Origin of the sequence: Pseudomonas fluorescens HK44, assembly GCF_000217955.3 — a bacterium.
Taxonomy (GTDB): Bacteria; Pseudomonadota; Gammaproteobacteria; order Pseudomonadales; family Pseudomonadaceae; genus Aquipseudomonas; species Aquipseudomonas fluorescens_AQ.
Genome location: NZ_AFOY02000009.1, coordinates 231,889 through 251,696 on the forward strand (window position 1 = coordinate 231,889; position 19,808 = coordinate 251,696).

Annotated in this window: 21 protein-coding genes and 1 pseudogene; 7 read left to right on the forward strand and 15 right to left on the reverse strand. The window is 57.0% G+C overall.

Annotated elements, in window-relative coordinates; translation table 11 throughout:
• Window positions 1-53 precede the first annotated feature (53 nt).
• From HK44_RS09675 to HK44_RS09715, 9 genes are all read right to left on the reverse strand, one after another.
• Window positions 54-647 (reverse strand): anthranilate synthase component II, encoded by a 594-nt coding sequence (locus HK44_RS09675; RefSeq protein ID WP_019691988.1) that lies wholly within the window; start codon window positions 645-647, stop codon window positions 54-56.
• Window positions 644-2,119: an anthranilate synthase component I family protein gene (locus HK44_RS09680; protein ID WP_019691987.1), complete on the reverse strand. Its 1,476-nt coding sequence runs from the start codon at window positions 2,117-2,119 to the stop codon at window positions 644-646. Before HK44_RS09680 ends, HK44_RS09675 begins: the two co-directional genes overlap by 4 nt.
• An 18-nt stretch (window positions 2,120-2,137) precedes the next feature.
• The gene (locus tag HK44_RS09685; protein WP_141651689.1) at window positions 2,138-2,347 is read right to left on the reverse strand and encodes a hypothetical protein; all 210 of its coding nucleotides are present in this window, start codon (window positions 2,345-2,347) and stop codon (window positions 2,138-2,140) included.
• A 269-nt stretch (window positions 2,348-2,616) separates the two neighbouring features.
• Window positions 2,617-3,489, reverse strand: coding sequence for an alpha/beta fold hydrolase (locus HK44_RS09690; protein WP_024264828.1), 873 nt, complete (start codon window positions 3,487-3,489; stop codon window positions 2,617-2,619).
• Window positions 3,490-3,518: 29 nt separating this feature from the next.
• Window positions 3,519-4,403 carry a DMT family transporter gene (locus tag HK44_RS09695; protein WP_019691985.1) on the reverse strand — a complete coding sequence of 295 codons (885 nt, stop codon included), beginning with the start codon at window positions 4,401-4,403 and terminating at the stop codon, window positions 3,519-3,521.
• Between the two features lie 7 nt (window positions 4,404-4,410).
• Entirely contained in the window at window positions 4,411-5,022 is a 612-nt protein-coding gene (locus tag HK44_RS09700) for a flavodoxin family protein (protein WP_019691984.1), read from the reverse strand.
• A gap of 4 nt (window positions 5,023-5,026) precedes the next feature.
• A complete protein-coding gene (locus HK44_RS09705; protein WP_019691983.1) occupies window positions 5,027-5,713 on the reverse strand; it encodes an iron-containing redox enzyme family protein in 687 nt (228 codons plus the stop codon).
• On the reverse strand, window positions 5,706-6,260 hold the full coding sequence (locus HK44_RS09710) for a hypothetical protein (RefSeq protein ID WP_019691982.1): 555 nt from the start codon (window positions 6,258-6,260) through the stop codon (window positions 5,706-5,708). Before HK44_RS09710 ends, HK44_RS09705 begins: the two co-directional genes overlap by 8 nt.
• A 13-nt stretch (window positions 6,261-6,273) precedes the next feature.
• Window positions 6,274-7,629: a phenylacetate--CoA ligase family protein gene (locus tag HK44_RS09715; protein WP_019691981.1), complete on the reverse strand. Its 1,356-nt coding sequence runs from the start codon at window positions 7,627-7,629 to the stop codon at window positions 6,274-6,276.
• Between the two features lie 264 nt (window positions 7,630-7,893).
• Here HK44_RS09715 and HK44_RS09720 point away from each other — a divergent pair.
• The 3 genes and pseudogenes from HK44_RS09720 to rlmF form a co-directional block, all read left to right on the forward strand.
• A pseudogene (locus tag HK44_RS09720) lies at window positions 7,894-8,079 on the forward strand (DNA polymerase III subunit chi); the annotation flags it as partial.
• A 358-nt stretch (window positions 8,080-8,437) separates the two neighbouring features.
• On the forward strand, window positions 8,438-11,284 hold the full coding sequence (locus HK44_RS09725) for a valine--tRNA ligase (RefSeq protein ID WP_019691977.1): 2,847 nt from the start codon (window positions 8,438-8,440) through the stop codon (window positions 11,282-11,284).
• 250 nt (window positions 11,285-11,534) lie between these two features.
• Window positions 11,535-12,557 carry a 23S rRNA (adenine(1618)-N(6))-methyltransferase RlmF gene (gene rlmF, locus HK44_RS09730; protein WP_019691976.1) on the forward strand — a complete coding sequence of 341 codons (1,023 nt, stop codon included), beginning with the start codon at window positions 11,535-11,537 and terminating at the stop codon, window positions 12,555-12,557.
• Window positions 12,558-12,698: 141 nt separating this feature from the next.
• Here the strand turns inward: rlmF and HK44_RS09735 are convergent, their stop codons facing one another.
• Entirely contained in the window at window positions 12,699-12,980 is a 282-nt protein-coding gene (locus HK44_RS09735) for an HU family DNA-binding protein (protein ID WP_007905514.1), read from the reverse strand.
• A gap of 395 nt (window positions 12,981-13,375) precedes the next feature.
• Between HK44_RS09735 and yejK the strand changes: the two genes are divergently transcribed.
• The gene (gene yejK, locus HK44_RS09740) at window positions 13,376-14,380 is read left to right on the forward strand and encodes a nucleoid-associated protein YejK (protein WP_019691975.1); all 1,005 of its coding nucleotides are present in this window, start codon (window positions 13,376-13,378) and stop codon (window positions 14,378-14,380) included.
• Window positions 14,380-14,730 (forward strand): glutaredoxin family protein, encoded by a 351-nt coding sequence (locus HK44_RS09745; protein WP_019691974.1) that lies wholly within the window; start codon window positions 14,380-14,382, stop codon window positions 14,728-14,730. Before yejK ends, HK44_RS09745 begins: the two co-directional genes overlap by 1 nt.
• A gap of 172 nt (window positions 14,731-14,902) precedes the next feature.
• Here the strand turns inward: HK44_RS09745 and HK44_RS09750 are convergent, their stop codons facing one another.
• From HK44_RS09750 to HK44_RS09770, 5 genes are all read right to left on the reverse strand, one after another.
• Window positions 14,903-15,838, reverse strand: a complete 936-nt coding sequence (locus HK44_RS09750) for a glutathione S-transferase family protein (protein WP_019691973.1) — start codon at window positions 15,836-15,838, stop codon at window positions 14,903-14,905.
• Between the two features lie 88 nt (window positions 15,839-15,926).
• Window positions 15,927-16,247: a GIY-YIG nuclease family protein gene (locus HK44_RS09755; protein ID WP_019691972.1), complete on the reverse strand. Its 321-nt coding sequence runs from the start codon at window positions 16,245-16,247 to the stop codon at window positions 15,927-15,929.
• 39 nt (window positions 16,248-16,286) lie between these two features.
• Window positions 16,287-16,757, reverse strand: coding sequence for a nuclear transport factor 2 family protein (locus HK44_RS09760; protein WP_019691971.1), 471 nt, complete (start codon window positions 16,755-16,757; stop codon window positions 16,287-16,289).
• Between the two features lie 113 nt (window positions 16,758-16,870).
• Window positions 16,871-18,187 carry a CynX/NimT family MFS transporter gene (locus HK44_RS09765; RefSeq protein ID WP_019691970.1) on the reverse strand — a complete coding sequence of 439 codons (1,317 nt, stop codon included), beginning with the start codon at window positions 18,185-18,187 and terminating at the stop codon, window positions 16,871-16,873.
• On the reverse strand, window positions 18,177-18,836 hold the full coding sequence (locus HK44_RS09770; protein ID WP_019691969.1) for a FadR/GntR family transcriptional regulator: 660 nt from the start codon (window positions 18,834-18,836) through the stop codon (window positions 18,177-18,179). The genes HK44_RS09765 and HK44_RS09770 overlap by 11 nt, the downstream gene beginning before the upstream one ends.
• Before the next feature lie 166 nt (window positions 18,837-19,002).
• On the opposite strand from HK44_RS09770, the gene HK44_RS09775 reads away from it, so the two are divergent.
• Both HK44_RS09775 and HK44_RS09780 read left to right on the forward strand, forming a co-directional pair.
• A complete protein-coding gene (locus tag HK44_RS09775; protein WP_019691968.1) occupies window positions 19,003-19,314 on the forward strand; it encodes a type II toxin-antitoxin system MqsR family toxin in 312 nt (103 codons plus the stop codon).
• Window positions 19,311-19,793, forward strand: a complete 483-nt coding sequence (locus tag HK44_RS09780; protein ID WP_019691967.1) for a type II toxin-antitoxin system MqsA family antitoxin — start codon at window positions 19,311-19,313, stop codon at window positions 19,791-19,793. The genes HK44_RS09775 and HK44_RS09780 overlap by 4 nt, the downstream gene beginning before the upstream one ends.
• The last annotated feature ends 15 nt before the right edge of the window (window positions 19,794-19,808 follow it).

The following is a 19,808-nucleotide window of genomic DNA, read 5'->3' on the forward strand; positions in this document are numbered from 1 at the left end:
CGATGCAACATTTAAGACACGGATTGTGGTACAGACAAGCCGTTGTCCGTCGCTTATATCTCTGGTTTGCGACAGTGCTGCCCTATAAAACTTTTAAATATTCCAAGGCCATCCTCCGTCAAAATGCTTTCGGGATGAAACTGGACACCTTCTATCGGATGCTCAAGATGCCGCACTCCCATGATGTATCCGTCATCACTTGAGGTTGATGTCACCACCAGCTCCTCGGACAGGTCTTTGTTATCGATAATCAGCGAATGGTAGCGTGTCGCCTTGATCGACTTGCCATCGGTATGGGCGTAAACACCGCGGCCATCGTTGTTTATCGTGCTGATCTTTCCATGCATGACATGGGCAGTCCGAATAACCGAGCCACCGAAGGCCAGGCCAATAGCCTGATGCCCAAGGCATACGCCCAAAATGGGCAAGCGCCCTTTAAAGTGTTGGATTACCTCGATATAACCGGCGTCCTGTGGATGACCGGGCCCAGGTCCCAGCACGCAAAAGTCCGGGGCATACATTTCAATCCTTTTAATCAAGTCCGGAACATCATTACGCTCTACATGAGTTTCCAGCCCCAACTGCTCAAGGTACTGACTGATAATGAATACAAAGCTGTCATAGGCATCAATCAGGAAAACTTTCATTGCAGCACCTCCTTTCCGGTAACGGCGCGATAAACAGAACCCATTTTGTAGAATGTTTCAGTCCATTCTTTATCCGGAACCGAGTCTGCGACGCCCCCTGCGGAAGCCCTCAAGTAATAGGTGCCCTCTTTATGAACTGCTGACCGAATACACAAAGCCGTATTGACGCTACCGTCGAATCCGATCAGACCGACCGCTCCGGCATATATCCCGCGACGGTTGTTTTCCATACTTTCGATAATCTGCATCGCCCGAATCTTCGGTGCGCCCGTCATGGTTCCCGCCGGAAAAGACGCCTTGATAACATCAAAGGCATCAAACCCTTTTCGCAATAAACCGCGTACGTTTGACACCATGTGATAGAGGTGGGAGTACTCCTCGACCAACATCAACTCGTCGACCTCAAGTGATCCTGGCTGACAGACGCGACCGATATCGTTTCTGCACAAGTCCACTAACATTAGGTGCTCCGCTCGCTCTTTTTCAGAGCGTGTCATGCTCAAGATCAACTCGCTGGAGGGTATACCGGGTGTTTTGCCCACGGTTCCGGCGATGGGTCTCATCTCGATCAGATCGTCCTTGATCCGGACAAACAGTTCGGGGCTGGCGCCGATCAGGTCGACCCCGCCCAGATTGGCCAAGTACATGTAGGGTGACGGGTTGTTTTTGCGCAATGCCCGATACACATCAAAGGGTTTGACCGGTGTATCAACCTGCACTTCGTGACCCAATTGAATTTGATAGATATCGCCTTGGCGAATGTGCTCCAGCGCCTTCTCGACCCAGCCAAGGAACTGCTCTTTTTCCACGGTATCGCGAGCAACCGTAACGGACGGGTAAACAATCGGCGCGTCAGAGGCCGGAATGCCCATGGCATCGGCCAACAGCGCGGCATAGTCATCGGTGCTGCGGAACTTCCATAGAGAACAATTGTTAACCATGACATCCACAGTTCCGTTGGCGTGGAAATACACCAGCGTCTGAAACACCGTCAAGGCAATGATCGGATAGTCATTGGTCCGCTCGGTCAGGTCCGGAATATCTTCGACAAACCGGACACTGTCATAAGAGAGGTAACCAAAAAAAGCGAGGCTGGGATTAGGCTGGCGCGGAACATCAAAGGGTGTTTGTAACGCACGCAACAAATCCCATACGGCATCGTTCGAATCGATGCCGACACGTCCATTGTCGTCCAGAATGATTCCCCGTTCCGACAGCGAACTTCTTAAATGAGCTATCAGTCGCTCATTACCCTCAAGTGTCGCGTACCCCTCATAAATCTTTACCGACAGTAATGGCTCCATCCCGATGATAGTCGCCTTACGATCGCGGCTGGGGCCAGACAGCGATTCAAGAATAAAGGTCCTATCGGGTCCTAATGCTTTTGCAGCCGCTTCATATACAGCCAGCGGATCGCATTTCAAGCGTTCAGTGTGCAGGTGAACACTGACGGGGGCGGTTATCCCACTCATGACATCACTCCTTTATTATTACCAACCGCTCACACAGATGAGCGTCGAACGCACAGGCCGACGCCCCAAACTGCCAAGCAGTTCAATCAGCTTAATTATTGATTTAAAGGATCCGTCAATCAGGCGGGTGCGCGGGTCGCGAACGGGCATAACACCTTGCTGAGCGGTTCCCAACTGCACCGTCAGGCTGTGCAGTTGTACGGTATCGAGAGAAGAGGTAGAAATCATGGCGTCGACTCTGCCAGATTCTCTATTCGGGGTATGTCAGACCTGTCCTTTAAAACATGCGGATTACTCCGTCAGACCCAAGACGCTGCCAGGGAAGTCCGATAACCAACGCCTGAAGTTGCTCGGAACTCAGCTTTAGCTGCGACCCATGTCGGTTGCTCGGCCAGACAAATCGACTTAGTGCATGCGACGTGCCGCCAGCCAACTTACGGCACACGGGTTCACGCAAAGAGCCACCTCGAAAAAGAGACAGAACTTTACCGCACCATTTAGGCAAGAAAGCGCTGGATGGCATCCAGGGTCTGCTCGCCACACTCCAGATACGGAACATGCCCCGCACCCTCAATGATGCAGACACTTGCCTGCGGCAGGAGGCTGTTGACCTCATCCAGGCAGGAAACATCAAACACGCGATCATTGCTCCCCCACACAATCAACGTCCGGGCCTGGACGTCAGCTAGCCGCATTTGAAGCGGGTACAATCCGGCGCTCTTGAAGTCCCCCAGTATTTTCCCGACCCTCTCATAGCGAAACGCGCCCTTGATAGCCAGAGCCTTTGCCAGAAACGCCGGGACCTTGGGCGCTCGAGTAAACACGATATCCCAAAGCCCCTGCATTTCACTGACGGTCCGGTAGCCAAACGGATGCTTGCCAGACTCAAGAAACTGGCTCATGGCCGGACTAAGCCTTGCAGCCGGCAAGCCGGCAGGCGCCATTGCGATTAAACGGGACACCTCTGCCGGATAAGTGGCGGCATAAAGGCAGGCAATGCAGCCACCAATGGAGCTGCCAATCAATACGATGTCCTTGATGGACTGCGCATCGAAAAAAGCCTTCAGCCGCTGCACTTGAGCCACAGGACTGTAGCTTTGCGCTCCGTCAAATGTGGATTCCCCCTCACCTGGAAGGTCCAAGAAAACGCAGTTGTAAGCGTCCACCAACGAGTAAATCTGCGGCCCCCACTGATCTTTACTGGTCCCTAATCCATGGAGAAACACCAGGGTGGGTCCGGCCTCGCGGCCGTTCGAGTGCAAATAGGCGATCTCATACCCATCTGTTTTCCAGCGCCAGACTTTGAGCCTGTAGCGAAACCGGTTTTGCTGACGCAAGGCGAGCAGTACCAACTGACCTAGCCACTTCATGGAAAACAACCTCTCAACAGGTTCGTCGATCAATCAGCTGGGTTGTTGCCTGCACAAGCCTGCCGGGGCAGCAGGCGGACCTGGCAAAGCCCGACACCGACCAAAACCGCCACACCGCCGACAACAAGGCTCAACGACAGACCTTCTTTTAAAAGAAGCTGGCTGACCGCGACCGCAAACACCGGCACCAATAACAGAAACGGCGTCAGGCGCTGGACAGGGTGTCTGCCCAAAAGCCAATACCACAGGCCAAATCCAATCAGCCCGCCGCTGACGGCGGTATACAGCACGGCAGCCCAGGCCGTCGGACTGGCCGTCAGGACAGAACCCCACGCCTGCCCCTCAACCGCAGCCGAAACAATCAGCAACTCCGGCGCAGCAATCAATGCCGTCCACGCGCTTATCGCCACCGGGTTGAAAGGTCCCCACCGCTTGGTGAGCAACGTTCCCACGGCGAAGACAAAAGCCGCAGCAATCACCAGCAATATTCCCGACAACGCACCGCCCTTGCCTACGCCACCCAACACCGTCAGCACGCCAAGCAACGCGATGACAATTCCCCCCACGACGGGTAATGCGATGCGCTCCCCCAATACCGCAAAGGCCAGCAACAGAGTGAAAGGTGTCGCCAGTTGGTAAGCGACAGCAGACGTCGAAGCATCCACTCGCGAAATGCCGCAATACAGCAATCCGAAATGAAGCGCCCCCACCAGGGAAGCGATCCAGAACACTTGAAGCAGTTCGCAACGCTTGGGAATCCCGCAAAAAGGTACTAATACAGCCGCCATCAAGGCGAAGCGCATCGCGACCATGAGGATCGGCGGAAGCTCTTGCCCGCCAATTTTAACCGCCGTCACTTGTGCGCCCCACAGGAACGCCACTAGTACGGCTATCAATGAATCTCGAATAGGCATTTATCCATCATCCCGTTTGAAATTGGACTTGCTTGAGCAGGCGCAAACGCTCGGCGCCGCGACGGGGGCGTTCGTTCAACTTGTGATAGTGCTCCACGAGGCGGTCCAGAGTTTCCCGCAATGCCTGTTCCGCTTCCGGGTCCTGCACCAGTTGTGTGTTGAACGTGGCCGGAAACCCCGAGCCGACCAACACCATTTTGTTCAACAGGACATTGAGCACCACCTGGCCAAATACCGCCGTGTGACCGTATCGACGCCCCACCACCGCCACCGCTGCAAGCTTGTCTCGCAGTGGCCGCTCTCGCGGACGCATAAAGCCATACCCCACCCGCTCCAGAAACGCCTGGAAACGGCTATTGGTTCCATAGGCATGCATTACTGGCAGGTACAGGATGGCGTCCGCCTTGACCATTTCATCGACGATCGCTGCGACATCGTCTGGCAGGGAACAATCGATGTGTGAACAGGCGTTGTCGGCATCGCAGTAGTCAATACGGTAATCGCGAAGCCATAGATCTTCGACCGAGGCGCGCCCTGCCAGGTGGCGTCGAATCAACGACACCACCCGACTGCTGACCCCGTGTGCCCGGCTTGACCCGACAATGACGATCAGCTTCATCAGTTCAGGACGCCTTGGCCAATGGCACGTCGACGAGACGCTCATATTCCAACAGCGACTCCTCCAGCAACTGACCGGTGAGGTACAACGTCACCTTCGCCACTTCTTTGATCAGTGCTCGCTCTTCATCGGTCTTCACCGCACGTTGCATCGCTAGGCGAACTTCTTCGGAGTGTTTTTCATCGATGGTCGAATGGGCGACAAAGAACGTCATCTGCTCGTCTTTAAGTCCCAGGTCTACGCGGAACTTGTTCAGGATGGGCTGGATGTGGTCATACACCTCTTCCGCCCAATAGCTGTACCCCAAGCGGGCAATCGGTCCAAGGCGGATGGCCACATCGTTCAGATAAGCGATCAGCGCCTGAGTGGGGGGAAGCGGCGCAGGCAACGACGCAGGCAACGCACCGATGGACTCCAGGTCACGAATGACCATTTTCTCGTGGCCCAGCTCTTCAAGAGCGTGCTTGTAAACGAAGCGCAGCAGCGTTGTCTGGCCCGGATGCGCGCTGAATGCACAAGCTGCCTGATTGATCGAGTTGAACCGGGTGTAATGGTAAATCTGGAGCATCACCTGCTGATAAAGCTCGACCGTAATCGGCTGCTCAAGACTGTGACTCCAATAGCGACCTTTTTTGATTTTGGCCCAGCCGCTGTCGACAATAGCATCCAGTTCTTTGAAGAAATTATCCATGAGCTACTTTCCCTTTTATGGTGTTAAAGACGGCTTCCAGCTCCAGGTATACCAAACTGTAGTCACGTGACGAGTCACGGCTCGTCCAAGTAATGTCATCGGCTAGAACATGCCCTCCGATATCGACATACAAAGCAGCCAGGCGTCCCCGGCACAAAGCCGAGATGTATCGAAACTGCGTATTGGCCTTCAACCAAATGGCTGTTTGCAGAAGAAAGAACCTCAAGTGCAAACCGCCTCTGTATTTCTCATCCAACACCAGCCGATTGGCGTCAAACGAATCCATTGGATGAGCGAAGTAATGCCCCACATTAACGACCCGTTCGACGAAACTCATGCCATGTCCCAACGGAGTAATCCGGATCGCACCGACAATCTCGTCTCCATCCAGATAAGCCATGTGATACGAGCACGTATCACGTAATGCCTCGGCATCGGGAAAACTTTCTTCACTGGCCGGGTTGTCACCAATGTAGCGAGACCTCAAAACACACACTTTCTGGAACAATTTATTTTTCACCGACACGATTTGCACGGACATGCTCATACAGTGCCCTCGCCTATCGGTTACGCTGATCGACAATCCGCGCTTCTTTCCAACTGAACCAACTGCCCAGGTTTACGTGATCATCAAGGTCATCGACCATCATGATTGTCGCCTCGACCCCCAGGCGCTCGCGTACGCGCTCACGAATCAGCAACGTCAAGTGGCTGCGATCACCTTGGTAAAACCTGGACATTTCCACTTTGGCGATCACCGTATCCCTGCCATCCACGCAGTTGATGACGATTTGATAACCTAGGCACTGCTCGACACCTTCAAGCAGTGCCTGTTCGATATGGCCAGCCGTGAAAGCCTTGCCGTTAAGGGTCATCGCATCTTTGACACGCCCGACCACTTTCATTACTTGCGCCAGGGCGATCGGGGTTTTTGCCGTTTTTTGAATGCAGACCAAGTCGCCCGTGCGATAGCGAATCAACGGTTTCACGCCGTCGATCAGCATGGTGACGCACAACTCCCCTTCACCACTGTCACCCAGACTTTCGCCCGTTTGCGGGTTCAACACCTCAATGATGTAATTGAGTCGATGGGGCATCAGTTGGTCGCTGGTATTGGCAGCGGCAATAATCATCGCTTCTTGCGAGCCATACAGGCTGTTGTAAGATTCACAACCCCAAAGGCTGTACAAGTTGTTCTTCAAGGCTGGCGTACAGAGCTCACCGCTCATCATGAGCGCCCGCAAATGAAAGTCGTCGCGCGGGTTGAAGCCCAGCCGCTCGGCCTCCTTGGCCAATGCCAGCAGCAGTCCCGGGGCCGAGGCGACGACGCCAATACGCAAATCCTTCATCAACTGGAGCGTCTTGGGGTAGCCGATGACCGGGGAATGCGGCCAGATTTTGGCGTTACAGACACCCAGTTGATGACAGACATCACCCACGGTATCGCCGAAGGAATGCACCTCAGTCGGTCCCATGACGCCTACAACGGTTCTCTCTGCGGGGAAATGTTTCTCCAGCATCGCTTGGTAAGCCATAGCGAGTTGTTTGTTACTTGCATAACTTTCTTTTTTATCTCGCGGACAAGGGGTCGCCAGACCGGTCGTGCCGGTGGTTTCATAATAATAAATACTGTCTTCCAGTGTGCCGGACAGGATGTCCAGCATGGACTCTCTCAAATCACCCTTGGTAGTAAAAGGCAGTGAAGAAAGATTCGCCAGCGTGACGCCTTCGATATCAATATCTTTAAAGTGCTTGCTGTAGAAAACGGATTTGCTTTTGACGTGACGCAGAACTGTTTTAAGCCGTTCTTCATGCCAGTGTTGAAGGTCGTCTTCACTTAGCGTATTGGTCCAGTACGCCATATGGATATCGTCATACTTCACGGTAAATTCATCAAACACCTTTCTCGCACCCATGAATTGCTCCCTCATCGACATTTATGTTCTTCGCCATTACGGCTGCTCTCTATGGATGCAGACACTAACAAGCCAAGAAAAACCATATACCTGTCTACTGAATCAGTTGTCGGCGTGAAAAATATATGCTAACGCCGACTTATCAAGAGGGGATGCTTGCCTGTGTAAACGACCAACGACCCTCAACGAGGGGTGCTGGCGTTGTACCTGGCAGGAAGGAGGGATGGTCGGTGGTGTCGAAGGTCAGGCGGTCGAGCTTGTGCAGCAGCTCAACCGGCGCCTGCCGCAAGCAAGAATCCCGACGTCAAGTTGCACCTGAACGACGAACTGCGCGCCGCCGCGCAATTGATCCTGCAAGACGTGATCGACGACTTCGCCCCGCACATCGAAACCGAGATCAAGCGACGGTTGGATGCTCGAATGGAGCGGCTGCTCAGCCAGTACGAATAATCTCCATCTCCCAATGTAGGAGGGGCCGCCCCGTCTTCGACGCCGCGCTGTCGCGCAGAGAACTAGGGGCGCTGCATTGATCCTGAAAAGGAGTAAAAAATTTCCTTTTTAGGATCAATGGTTTAGCGGTTGTTCTATAAGAGCTGCCGCAGGCTGCGATCTTTTGACGTTGATCTTCAGTGTTCTTAAAGACGCCAAAAGATCGCAGCCTGCGGCAGCTCCTACAAGGGAAGCCACCTCGCCATAGATTGCCGCCACATTTGATCTGCGCCCTGTCCGCCCCTGCTCGCCCTTCGCCCCATGCCCCGCTATACTTCCCGGCTTTTCCTGAATAAATGCCAATAGGGTCCCGCCGCGCATGGATAAGACCTACCAGCCGCACGCCATTGAAACTTCCTGGTACAACACCTGGGAGTCAGAGAATTACTTCGCCCCGCAAGGCGCGGGCGAGTCCTACACCATCATGATCCCGCCGCCGAACGTCACTGGCAGCCTGCACATGGGCCATGGCTTCAACAATGCGATCATGGACGCACTGATCCGCTTCCGCCGCATGCAGGGTCGCAACACCCTGTGGCAGCCGGGCACCGACCACGCCGGTATCGCCACGCAAATGCTGGTGGAGCGTCAGCTCGAAGCCAAGGGCCAGAATCGCCACGATCTGGGCCGCGAGAAATTCCTCGAGAAAGTCTGGGAGTGGAAGGATGAGTCCGGCGGCAACATCAGCCGTCAAATCCGCCGCCTCGGCTCGTCCGTCGACTGGAGCCGCGAGCGCTTCACCATGGACGACGGCCTCTCGGAAGCAGTCAAGGAAGCCTTCGTACGCCTGCATGAAGACGGCCTGATTTACCGCGGCAAGCGCCTGGTCAACTGGGACACCAAGCTGCACACGGCGATTTCCGACCTCGAAGTGGAAAACCACGACGAAAAAGGTTTCCTGTGGAACCTGAAGTACCCATTGGCCGACGGCGCCAAGACCGCTGAAGGCAACGATTACCTGATCGTCGCGACCACTCGCCCGGAAACCATGCTCGGCGACGCTGCCGTGGCGGTTAACCCGAACGATGAACGCTACAAAGCCCTGATCGGCAAATTTGTCGTGCTGCCACTGGTTGGCCGCCGCATCCCGATCATCGCCGACGATTACTGCGACCCCGAGTTCGGCACCGGCTGCGTGAAAATCACCCCGGCCCACGATTTCAACGACTATGAAGTCGGCAAGCGCCACAACCTGCCGCTGCTGAACATCTTCGACAAGAACGCCGAGGTGCTGCCAGCAGCCCAGGTCTTCAACCTTGATGGCAGCGTCAACGAAGAAATCGACGGCACACTGCCCGCCGAATACGCCGGCCTCAACCGTTTCCAGGCCCGCAAGGAAATTGTTGCCGCGTTCGAAGCCGCCGGCCTGCTGGTCAGCGTCGACGATCACGCCCTGAAAGTACCGAAAGGCGACCGCTCGGGCACCATCATCGAGCCGTGGCTGACCGACCAGTGGTACGTGTCCACCAAACCGTTGGCCGAGCCTGCGATTGCTGCTGTTGAAGACGGCCGCATCCAGTTCGTGCCCAAGCAGTACGAAAACATGTACTTCTCGTGGATGCGCGACATCCAGGACTGGTGCATCAGCCGTCAGCTGTGGTGGGGCCACCGGATTCCGGCCTGGTACGACGAGTCGGGCAAGGTCTACGTCGGCCGCGACGAAGCCGAAGTGCGTGCCAAGCACAACCTGGGTCCGGACGTTGCGCTGCAGCAGGACAACGACGTGCTCGACACCTGGTTCAGCTCGGGCCTGTGGACCTTCTCCACGCTCGGTTGGCCGCAGCAGACTGAATTCCTGAAGAAGTTCCACTCCACCGACGTGCTGGTGACCGGCTTCGACATCATTTTCTTCTGGGTTGCCCGGATGATCATGCTCACCATGCATTTGGTGAAAAACGAAGACGGCACGCCGCAGGTTCCGTTCAAGACCGTGTATGTGCATGGTCTGGTGCGTGATGGCCAGGGCCAGAAGATGTCCAAGTCCAAGGGCAACGTGCTGGACCCGCTGGACATCATCGACGGTATCGAGCTGGAAGCACTGGTGGAGAAACGCACCTCAGGCTTGATGCAGCCGAAACTGGCGAAGAAGATCGAGAAGCAGACCCGCGACGAGTTCGCCGACGGCATCGCCAGCTACGGCACCGACGCCCTGCGCTTCACGTTCTGCTCGCTGGCCTCGACCGGCCGCGACATCAAGTTCGACATGGGCCGCGTCGAAGGCTATCGCAACTTCTGCAACAAAATCTGGAACGCCGCGCGCTACGTGCTGGACAAGGGCGAAGACTGCGGCCAGAACGGCGAAGCTTACGAGCTGTCGCTGGCGGATCGCTGGATCATTTCGCAGCTGCAACGCACCGAAGCCGAAGTAACCCGTCAACTCGACCAGTTCCGTTTCGACCTGGCGGCACAAGCTTTGTACGAGTTCATCTGGAACCAGTATTGCGACTGGTACCTGGAACTCTCCAAGCCTGTGCTGTGGGATGAAAACGCAGCCGTAGAGCGTCAACGCGGCACCCGTCGCACGCTGGTTCGCGTGCTGGAAGTCGCCTTGCGCCTGGCTCATCCGTTCATGCCGTTCATCACCGAAGAAATCTGGCAGCGCATTGCGCCGCTGGCCGGTATCGAAGGCAAAACGATCATGCTGCAACCTTGGCCAGTGGCCGTTGAGGCACGCATCGACCAGGCCGCCGAAGACGACATTGAATGGCTCAAGGGCCTGATGCTCGGCACGCGTAACATTCGTGGCGAGATGAACATCGGCCCTGGCAAGCCACTGCCTTTGTTCCTGAAGAACGTCAATGCGCAAGACCAGCGTCGCCTCACCGAGAACGAAGTCCTGCTGAAGAAGCTGGCCAAGCTCGAGTCGATCACTGTATTGGCAGCAGGCGAAGAAGCACCACTGTCTGCCACCGCGCTGGTGGGCGAGATGGAAGTGCTGGTGCCGATGGCCGGTCTGATCGACAAAAATGCCGAACTGGCGCGTCTGGACAAGGAAATCCAGCGCCTGCAAGGCGAAGTGCAGCGGGTCGGCGGCAAGCTGTCCAACGCCGGTTTCGTTGACAAGGCCCCGGCCGACGTTATCGAGAAAGAACGCGCCAAACTGGCCGAAGCCGAACAGGCTCTGGGCAGATTGGCCGAGCAGCATGCGCGGATTGCCAGTTTGTAACGGGTAAATCGCACTGAAAGAGGGAGACCCTGATGGTCTCCCTTTTTTATGCCTGCCACATTCCCCCAAACACCAAATATCCGCTTTCTGTAGGAGCAAGGCTTGCCCGCGATGAACGATGACGCGGTCTAACAGGTATACCGCATCATCGTTCATCGCGGGCAAGCCTTGCTCCTACGGGATCCCCGCACGACCATCGTCTGTGGGACAATACCCGTCACTTTTAGCCATACCCGAATCGACCCTGCCCATGAACGCCCCCCGCACACCAAGACCTGCGCGCCAAAAGCCAAAACCCGCGACCCCGGCCAAAGCCGTCGAGCCGCGCGAAAAGGCCAGCCTGCACCCGCGCAACCGCCACCAGGGCCGTTACGACTTCCCGGCGCTGATCAAGACCACGCCTGAACTGGCGAAGTTCGTGATCATCAATCCCTACGGCAAAGAGAGCATCGACTTCGCCAGCCCGGATGCAGTGCGGGTGTTCAACCGCGCGCTGCTCAAGTCGTTCTACGGCATTGCCCATTGGGACATTCCGGCCGATTACCTGTGCCCACCGGTGCCGGGGCGTGCCGACTATGTGCACTTCCTCGCGGACCTGCTGGCCAGCGTCAACGATGGCGAGATCCCTCGGGGCGCACCGGTCAAGGTGCTCGATATCGGCATGGGCGCCAACTGCGTCTATCCGTTGATCGGCTACAGCGACTATCGCTGGCACTTCCTCGGCTCGGAAATCGACCCGACGGCCGTGGCCGCCGCCAAAGCCATCGTGCAGTCCAACGGCCTGAACAAAGCCATTCAGTTGCGCCAGCAATCCAATCCCAAGCACATTTTGCTGGGCCTGCTCGAACCCGGCGAACGCTTTGACCTGACCATGTGCAACCCGCCGTTCCACGCCTCGATGGACGAGGCTACCCGCGGCAGCGAACGTAAATGGCGCGCACTGGGCCGCGCCGACCCGAAGCGCAAGCTGCCGGTGCTGAACTTTGGTGGCCAATCGGCCGAGCTGTGGTGTGAAGGTGGCGAAGCACGGTTTGTGACGCAGCTGATTGCCGAGAGCGCGCACTTCCAACACAAAGTGCTGTGGTTCAGCACCCTCGTCTCGAAAGCCTCAAACCTGCCCGCCATCCAGACCGCACTGAAAAAGGCCGGCGTACTGGAAAGCCAGGTCGTGGAAATGTCCCAGGGGCAAAAGCAAAGCCGTTTTGTCGCCTGGACCTTCCAGACTAAATCCGAGCAGCAGGTCTGGCGCGAACGCTGGGTTCGCAAGAGCTGAGTAACTGACCGACGCAGATCAACTGTGCGAGCAGGCTCGCTCCCACATTGGTTTAGTGGTGTATGAGGGTCAATCGCTGAATTGCAGGTACAAAAAAACCGTGCCCGGGTTGTCCCGGCGCACGGTTTTTTTACTGCGGTCTTACTTGTTAACAGCGTCAGTCAGGCCTTTAGCCACGACCAGCTTGATAACTTTCTTGGCAGCGATTTCGATGGCAGCGCCAGTCGAAGGGTTGCGGCCGGTACGGGCAGGACGCTCGGTCACTTTCAGCTTACCGATACCTGGCAGGGTGATTTCGCCGCCGTTTTCCAGTTGATCAGCAACGATTTGGCCCAGTTGGTCCAGAGCGTTACGCGCAGTGGTTTTTGGCGCGTCGATAGCTTCAGCGATATCGGCGATCAGTTGGTCTTTAGTAAGAGCCATGTGGTGTTCCTTCCCTATCAAATTCATATGGATTGCAGAGTGCAGTGTCAGCCATCGAGCCCGATCTTCTGGATCTGGCACCCTCGGCTACAACACCGACAGGTCGGGGTTATAGATGCCGAAATCAGGGTTTGGTTCGACCTGACAAATGCTGAATGCACGCTTAACGCAGTGACTTCGCGTAAGACCGGGCAAAACTAGCACAGAGACGGGGAAATATCCGCCTCTACCTACCCATTTGGTCAGCTTTATTGCTCTAAATCCGGAAAAAAGCGCATAAGCCCCGCCTGACACGCTTCGAACACCCTTCAAGCACCGCCAAAACCAGCAGGTGCGGTACACTGGGCACTTTTTCGGGGAGCACGCCCTCCTCCCTTCAATCAGCCGAGAAGCCCATGCCGATCCGTCATTGCATCGTCCACCTGATCGACAAAAAACCCGACGGCACACCTGCAGTTCTCCACGCCCGCGACTCGGAACTTGCAGAGTCCACGGCCATCGAGAACATGCTCGCCGACCTCAACGAGAGCTACAACGCCAAACAGGGCAAGGCCTGGGGGTTCTTCCATGCGGAGTCCGGCGCGCATCCGTTCAGCGGCTGGCTGAAGGAATACCTCGACTCTGGCCGTGACTTCACGGCGTTCAGCCGCATTGCAGTGGAACACCTGCAAAAGCTGATGGAAGAATCCAACCTGTCGACCGGCGGCCACGTGCTGTTTGCGCACTATCAGCAAGGCATGACCGACTACCTGGCCATCGCCCTGCTGCACCACAGCGAAGGCGTGGCGGTGACAGAGCAGCTCGACGTGACCCCGTCCCGCCACCTGGATCTTGGCCAGTTGCACCTGGCAGCGCGAATCAACGTCTCCGAGTGGCAGAACAACAAGCAGTCCAAGCAGTACATTTCGTTTATCAAGGGCAAGAACGGCAAGAAGGTTTCCGAGTATTTCCGCGACTTCATCGGCTGCCAGGAAGGCGTCGACGGTCCGGGCGAAACCCGCACCCTGCTCAAGGCGTTCAGTGACTTCGTCGAAAGCGAAGACCTGCCGGAAGAGTCCGCCCGCGAGAAGACCAAAACCCTGGTCGACTACGCCAGCAGCCAGGCCAAGCTCGGCGAGCCGATGGGCCTCGAAGAGTTGTCGGAACTGATCGACGAAGAACGCCCGAAAGCCTTCTACGATCACATCCGCAACAAGGATTACGGCCTGTCGCCAGAGATCCCGGCAGACAAACGCACCCTGAACCAGTTCCGCCGCTTCACCGGCCGCGCCGAAGGCCTGTCCATCAGCTTCGAAGCGCACCTGCTGGGCTCGAAGATCGAATACGACGAAGAAGCCGGCACACTGATCATCAAGGGCCTGCCGACCCAGCTGACCGATCAGCTGAAGCGTCGCAACTGATGCTTAACGGGGTACTGAAGAAATTCCTGCTGATCCTGCTGGTGGTCGTGGTCTACCAGAACTGGGGCAAGATCGAGCGGGTGTTCACCCCCTCGCAAGTGGTGTCCGAGCAGACCCAGGCCAACGCCAGGGTCGTGCTCTACGCCACCGACTGGTGCGGTTACTGCAAACTGACCCGGCGCTTTCTCGACCAGAAAGGCATTCCTTACCGCGAATTCGACATCGAGAAAAACGCCGAAGCGCGCCAGGCCTATGAAGCGTTGGGCGGACGGGGGATTCCGATGCTGGATGTGAACGGCACATTGATTCGCGGTTATGAGCCTGAAGCGATCCTCACCGCCCTCAAATAGACTGTGGCGAGGGAGCTTGCTTCCGCTCGAGTGCGCAGCGCTCGCAAACAGGCAAACCGGTTCTGTCAGGCACAACACGAACACCGCTTCTACGACTGCTTCGCCCGAACGCGGACCGGCCGACGGGAGCAAGCTCCCTCGCCACAAATGCCCGCGCTCGGCTCAACAACTGTCAGCGTGCTTCAATCCGAAAGCCAAGCCGCGGGAAGTGCACGTGCACCAGCCCGCCCCGCTCATCTTCGCGACGCAGGATCAACTCTTCGCGCCCTGCAAACAGCAACTCACCTGCGACCGGATCAACGCCATAGTCAATCGCGGCAACCACCACGTGCTGGCCGGCCTTGAAGCCGTTGGGGTCATTGAATTGTTCATCCGGCAAAGCAGCGGGCGTTGAATGACGCGAAACCTGCAGCGCCTCTTCAGAGGTCATCTCGCTGAACGCACCATGCCCGAAGCCCACGACCCGAGCCAACCACGCCGACACCGCCGGATAAACATCGACCAACGACGCCGTCACTGGTGTGCCCTTGAGGAACCACAACGGGTGAGCCATGGCGAAGTCTGCAATCGAAGGCTCGCCGAACAAATAGTCACCGTCCTCGCGCTCTAACTGCTGCTCAAGCCGCGCCATGATCGTCGGCCATTGGTGCCTGGCCTGCTCGGCCGACAACCGCGTAGCACTGCCGCCACTGAACAACCCGGCACGGTCAGCAACAAAAGCCTTGATCGCTTCTGGAGACAACTTGGCAAAACGCGCCGCCACCGACTCTGGTTGGAACACCAGGCTCACCGCGTGCTGAAACACCACCGAATCAGCCCATGCGGCGAAGCTCGCCGTGATCATCTCCTGACCTTCCGGGAACAATGCAGGCGAAGCTTTTTCCTGTTCCAGGCGGCGGGCAATCAACGCCGTGTCGCAGTAGATATCGGCGCCAATCTGCAACACCGGGGTCTTGCGGTAACCACCGGTCAATGCAGTTAAATCAGGTTTTGGCATCACTGGCGGGATCATCACGGAACGCCAGGACAAGCCTTTGAAGCCGAGCAACAGCCGGGTCTTTTCCGCGAAAGGGGAAGTCGGGTAATGGTGAAGAATCAACTCTGACATGCTGGACCCCGTCGTTGGTGTTAGGAGTCAGCAGCTTAGCGCGCAATCGAATAGCGGCCTACCCATCTGCCTGATGGGCACTTATCAGTCAGATTGATAAGCCCGCGGCGGCGCTTGCCACCAGGCATTCCTTGGCACTTTTCTTGAGTTTTTTGATCAGACGCTCCTGACGCAGTGCTTCGCTTTTATCGCGGCAGACTTCGGTGTACACCAACGCAACAGCCGGGCTGGAAAGGAAGAAACGCGCACCTTTGCCGCTTTGATGAGTGGCAAAACGCCGGACGGGATCGTCGCTGATCCCGCAGTACAGCGAACCGTTGGCCGCGCGAACCAGATAGACAAACCAGGGTTTGCTCTGCGTGGCTGGGGTTGCAGGGGCGCTGACGGAGACTTCGCTCAAGGTGTTCACGTGACGATCAAGGCTTGTAGGAAACAAGCCGCGATCTTATCAGCGACTGGCCTGAAATGCCTTCAGCCCCTTCAAGGCCTGTGCGCGAACGGCATTGCTGACCAACGGCGTCCACCCCAGCAACAGACCTTTGAAACCCAATGCCTGACGCGACCAGCGCCACAGATCGAAATGGTCGTGGTGCTCGCAGATCTTGCCGTCACGGAAAACGAACCGTGCCTGAATGTCATTGACCACCGTGTTGCCGGTCTGGCTGAACAGGTAGGTCGCCACCCAATGCGCACCGCCCGTGCGCTCGTCGGCGCGGACATTGTCGAAGGTCAGGGAAAAGTCTTTGGCGCGAGTCGTGAGCATGCGCCACATGTCGCCAACATCGCGTCCACGCAGTTCGCCAAACGCCGGATCACTGAACACCACGTCCTCGGTGTAGCAGGCACTCATGGCCTCGGCATCCAGCCGCTGAAAAGCTCGATAGAACTCGGTGATCAAGGCGCGGTTGGCATCACTCATGGACAGGCTCCCTGCATTGGTAAAAATGGCTTCGAAAGATGCCTGCACGATAATCTGCAAACGTAGGGAAAACTACCAGCATTCGCCACAGGAATACCGGTAGTACGCAAGCTTTAGAGGCGCTCGCTTTCGACCTGTACGTACAGCGAACGCCCGGCACCGAGACCGGCGACGATCGCGCCAAAGCCAATGACCCCGAAGATCCAGCCCAGCGCGGTCCAGCCACCCGTCCAGTCGTGTACCAGACCGACTGCAAAGGGCCCCATGGAAGCCAGGGTGTAACCGAACCCCTGGGCCATGCTCGACAGGTTGGCGGCGACATGGGCATCGCGCGAACGCAGCACGATCAGGGTCAGCGCCAGGCTGAACGTACCGCCCTGCCCCAGCCCGAGCAGAATTGCCCAGCTCCACAGGCCTTCGATCGGCGCATAGAGGCAGCCGAACAGCCCACTAAGGGTCAGGAGCATGACGACGACAATAGCCAGTCGCTGATCCTTGCCGCGCGTCGCCAGCCACGGCGCCGCCAATGAGCTGGCCAACTGGATGATCACCGAACCGGACAGCACCAGCCCGGCTTGGGTCGGTGTCAGGCCGCGGCCGATCAGGATCGACGGCAACCAGCCGAAGACGATGTAGGCCAGCGAGGATTGCAGGCCCATGTACAGGGTCACTTGCCAGGCCAGTGGATCACGCAGCAAACCGCGTACCCGATACGCCACATTGTGCGCGCCGTGTTTCTGGCCAACTTGCGGCAACCAGAACATCGCCGCGACCAGCGCAGGAATCACCCAGAAGCCCAGGCCGAGCGTCCAGCTTTCGTCGAAATGCTGGCTCAAGGGTACCGTCGCACCCGCCGCCATGGCCGCGCCCAGGCACAGAGCCATGGTGTAAACGCCGGTCATGGTCCCCGCGTGTTTGGCAAAGTCACGTTTGACGATGCCCGGCAGCAGCACACCGATTACGCCAATGCTCGCGCCGGCCAGAACGCTGCCGGCAAACAGGCCGATCTCACCGAACGAACTGCGCAGAATGATCCCGCCAGCCAGTGCCAGCAAAATCCCCAACACCACTCGCTCGGCGCCAAAACGCCGCGCCAGCAGCGGTGCCAGCGGCGCAAACAGCCCCAGACAAAGCACCGGCAAGGTGGTCAGCAAACCCGCCTGAGCGGCCGACAGCCCGAGGCTTTTCGACACATCGCCAAGCAGCGGCGCCATGCTCGACAGCGCCGGGCGAAGGTTCAGCGCCACCAGAATCAGCCCCAGCAGCAACAACCACGGGCGACGTAAAACCGGATGGCTTTGCTGGACCTGTTCGTCATCGGCCTCGGCATCGATCAACAGCTCTTCGAGCTCAGCCGTGCGTTTGAGTTCGGTCGTGCTGTGGGTATTCGCCTGCTGGCTGGACATGAGGTTCTCGGTTTCAAGGTTCATTGATCAACTGCCGGGAAATGGCTTTGGCCCGTTCCGGATCGCGCTGCTCGACGGCATCGAGCAGTTCGATATGCAGGTCGAACACCTCCTGACGTCTGGGAGTGATGTTGAGGGTCTGGCGCAGTTGCGCACCGATGATGCTGGAGAAATAGCGATACAACTCGCTGAGCGTCGGGTTATGCGCGGCATCCACCAAACGACGATGGAACACCAGATCGCAGGCAATGTAGCTGTCGAGATCGCCGTGGTAGTGGCTGCCGCTGACACCCAGGGCTTCACGCAGTGCGACGAGGTCTTCATCGGTACGCCGCAACGCCGCAAGGCCAATGGCCTCGACCTCAAGGATGTGCCGGGTTTCCCGGGCCTGTTCGTGGGAGCAACGGGACAAGGCTTTCATCGTGTCGAGCGGATCGACGACCGCCCGCAGGTAACTGCCGTCACCCTGACGAATCTCGATCAGGCCGGAAAACGCCAACACCCGCATGGCTTCGCGCACGGTGTTGCGGCTGATACCCAGCTCGGTCGCCAGTTCAGGTTCAGTGGGCAGGCGCTGGCCGACTGACCAGGTGCCGTTGTTGATGCGCAGGCGCAGCTGTTCAAGGGCCTGATCGACCAGAGAACGCTTCACCAGTGGAGAGGTGTCTGTCATTAAATTCGCCCTTTCATCCAATCATAGGATGAATTTTCTGACATGTTAGTCAGCTTCGTCCGAGAGGACAAGCTTCTAGGGTTAGGGGGCAGGAAAGGGAGCGGAATTTTCGATTGTTAAAATTACCCTTAAAGGGTAATTTATATCTCAAGGTGCAAGGTGTCTTATGGAAAAGAACACACCTCATTACGACCTGTCCGTGGTCAAGGCGGAGGTTGTCAGGCTAGGTTCCAAAGCGTTTACCGGTAGTGCACGGGAAGGAGGCCGAAGGCTCGATTTGAGTCTTGCCCAGATGCAGCAGATCGTCTGCGCCCTGGAGCAGAGGATGTTCTACAAATCCATGACAACTTACGCGGACTATCAGATCTGGCAGGACGTGTACCACGCAAAAATTCGTGATAGGGAGATTTACCTCAAGGTGACCTACCGCCCAGGCGGTGGTCCGCCGGTAATCTCCTTCAAGGAGAGAGACACATGAAAACACGGCAATGCTTCAGCTGCGGCACCCAGGACGGGATGCAGCATTTCGGCGGGCGAAGCTTCACCATCGACTTCAGACAGTTGACGCGTCAGGTGCACGATATTTCCGGATGGGAGTGCCAAGCCTGTAGTGAAATCGAATTCGATGACGGCAGTGCAGAACGTTACTCCGAAGCGAGTGATCAATTGCTCGAGGACTCCCGGCAGCTCATGGCGGCCGAGATGAAACGCATCCGCCGCAAACTGCACCTTACGCAAAAGGAGGCAGTGAAATTACTGTCGGGCGGCGGGCACAATGCCTTTTCCCGCTACGAGCGTGGCGAAATCGCTCCTCCTCAGCCGCTGTTTATGCTGATGCGTCTGCTTGATCGTCACCCTCACCTGATGGCTGAAGTGCAATCACTGAACGAAGGCCTGGATCTGCGCCAACGTCTGGAAATAAAGGATCAAGAACACGAAGGCATTACCACGCCTTAAACCCCGGACAAAAAT

Excerpts from the sequence above, each read along its gene's own strand:
- HK44_RS09675 (WP_019691988.1), bottom strand. The coding sequence starts at position 647 with ATGAAAGTTTTCCTGATTGATGCCTATGACAGCTTTGTATTCATTATC.
- HK44_RS09680 (WP_019691987.1), bottom strand. The coding sequence starts at position 2,119 with ATGAGTGGGATAACCGCCCCCGTCAGTGTTCACCTGCACACTGAACGC.
- HK44_RS09685 (WP_141651689.1), bottom strand. The coding sequence starts at position 2,347 with ATGATTTCTACCTCTTCTCTCGATACCGTACAACTGCACAGCCTGACG.
- HK44_RS09690 (WP_024264828.1), bottom strand. The coding sequence starts at position 3,489 with ATGAAGTGGCTAGGTCAGTTGGTACTGCTCGCCTTGCGTCAGCAAAAC.
- HK44_RS09695 (WP_019691985.1), bottom strand. The coding sequence starts at position 4,403 with ATGCCTATTCGAGATTCATTGATAGCCGTACTAGTGGCGTTCCTGTGG.
- HK44_RS09700 (WP_019691984.1), bottom strand. The coding sequence starts at position 5,022 with ATGAAGCTGATCGTCATTGTCGGGTCAAGCCGGGCACACGGGGTCAGC.
- HK44_RS09705 (WP_019691983.1), bottom strand. The coding sequence starts at position 5,713 with ATGGATAATTTCTTCAAAGAACTGGATGCTATTGTCGACAGCGGCTGG.
- HK44_RS09710 (WP_019691982.1), bottom strand. The coding sequence starts at position 6,260 with ATGAGCATGTCCGTGCAAATCGTGTCGGTGAAAAATAAATTGTTCCAG.
- HK44_RS09715 (WP_019691981.1), bottom strand. The coding sequence starts at position 7,629 with ATGGGTGCGAGAAAGGTGTTTGATGAATTTACCGTGAAGTATGACGAT.
- HK44_RS09725 (WP_019691977.1), top strand. The coding sequence starts at position 8,438 with ATGGATAAGACCTACCAGCCGCACGCCATTGAAACTTCCTGGTACAAC.
- rlmF (WP_019691976.1), top strand. The coding sequence starts at position 11,535 with ATGAACGCCCCCCGCACACCAAGACCTGCGCGCCAAAAGCCAAAACCC.
- HK44_RS09735 (WP_007905514.1), bottom strand. The coding sequence starts at position 12,980 with ATGGCTCTTACTAAAGACCAACTGATCGCCGATATCGCTGAAGCTATC.
- yejK (WP_019691975.1), top strand. The coding sequence starts at position 13,376 with ATGCCGATCCGTCATTGCATCGTCCACCTGATCGACAAAAAACCCGAC.
- HK44_RS09745 (WP_019691974.1), top strand. The coding sequence starts at position 14,380 with ATGCTTAACGGGGTACTGAAGAAATTCCTGCTGATCCTGCTGGTGGTC.
- HK44_RS09750 (WP_019691973.1), bottom strand. The coding sequence starts at position 15,838 with ATGTCAGAGTTGATTCTTCACCATTACCCGACTTCCCCTTTCGCGGAA.
- HK44_RS09760 (WP_019691971.1), bottom strand. The coding sequence starts at position 16,757 with ATGAGTGATGCCAACCGCGCCTTGATCACCGAGTTCTATCGAGCTTTT.
- HK44_RS09765 (WP_019691970.1), bottom strand. The coding sequence starts at position 18,187 with ATGAACCTTGAAACCGAGAACCTCATGTCCAGCCAGCAGGCGAATACC.
- HK44_RS09770 (WP_019691969.1), bottom strand. The coding sequence starts at position 18,836 with ATGACAGACACCTCTCCACTGGTGAAGCGTTCTCTGGTCGATCAGGCC.
- HK44_RS09775 (WP_019691968.1), top strand. The coding sequence starts at position 19,003 with ATGGAAAAGAACACACCTCATTACGACCTGTCCGTGGTCAAGGCGGAG.
- HK44_RS09780 (WP_019691967.1), top strand. The coding sequence starts at position 19,311 with ATGAAAACACGGCAATGCTTCAGCTGCGGCACCCAGGACGGGATGCAG.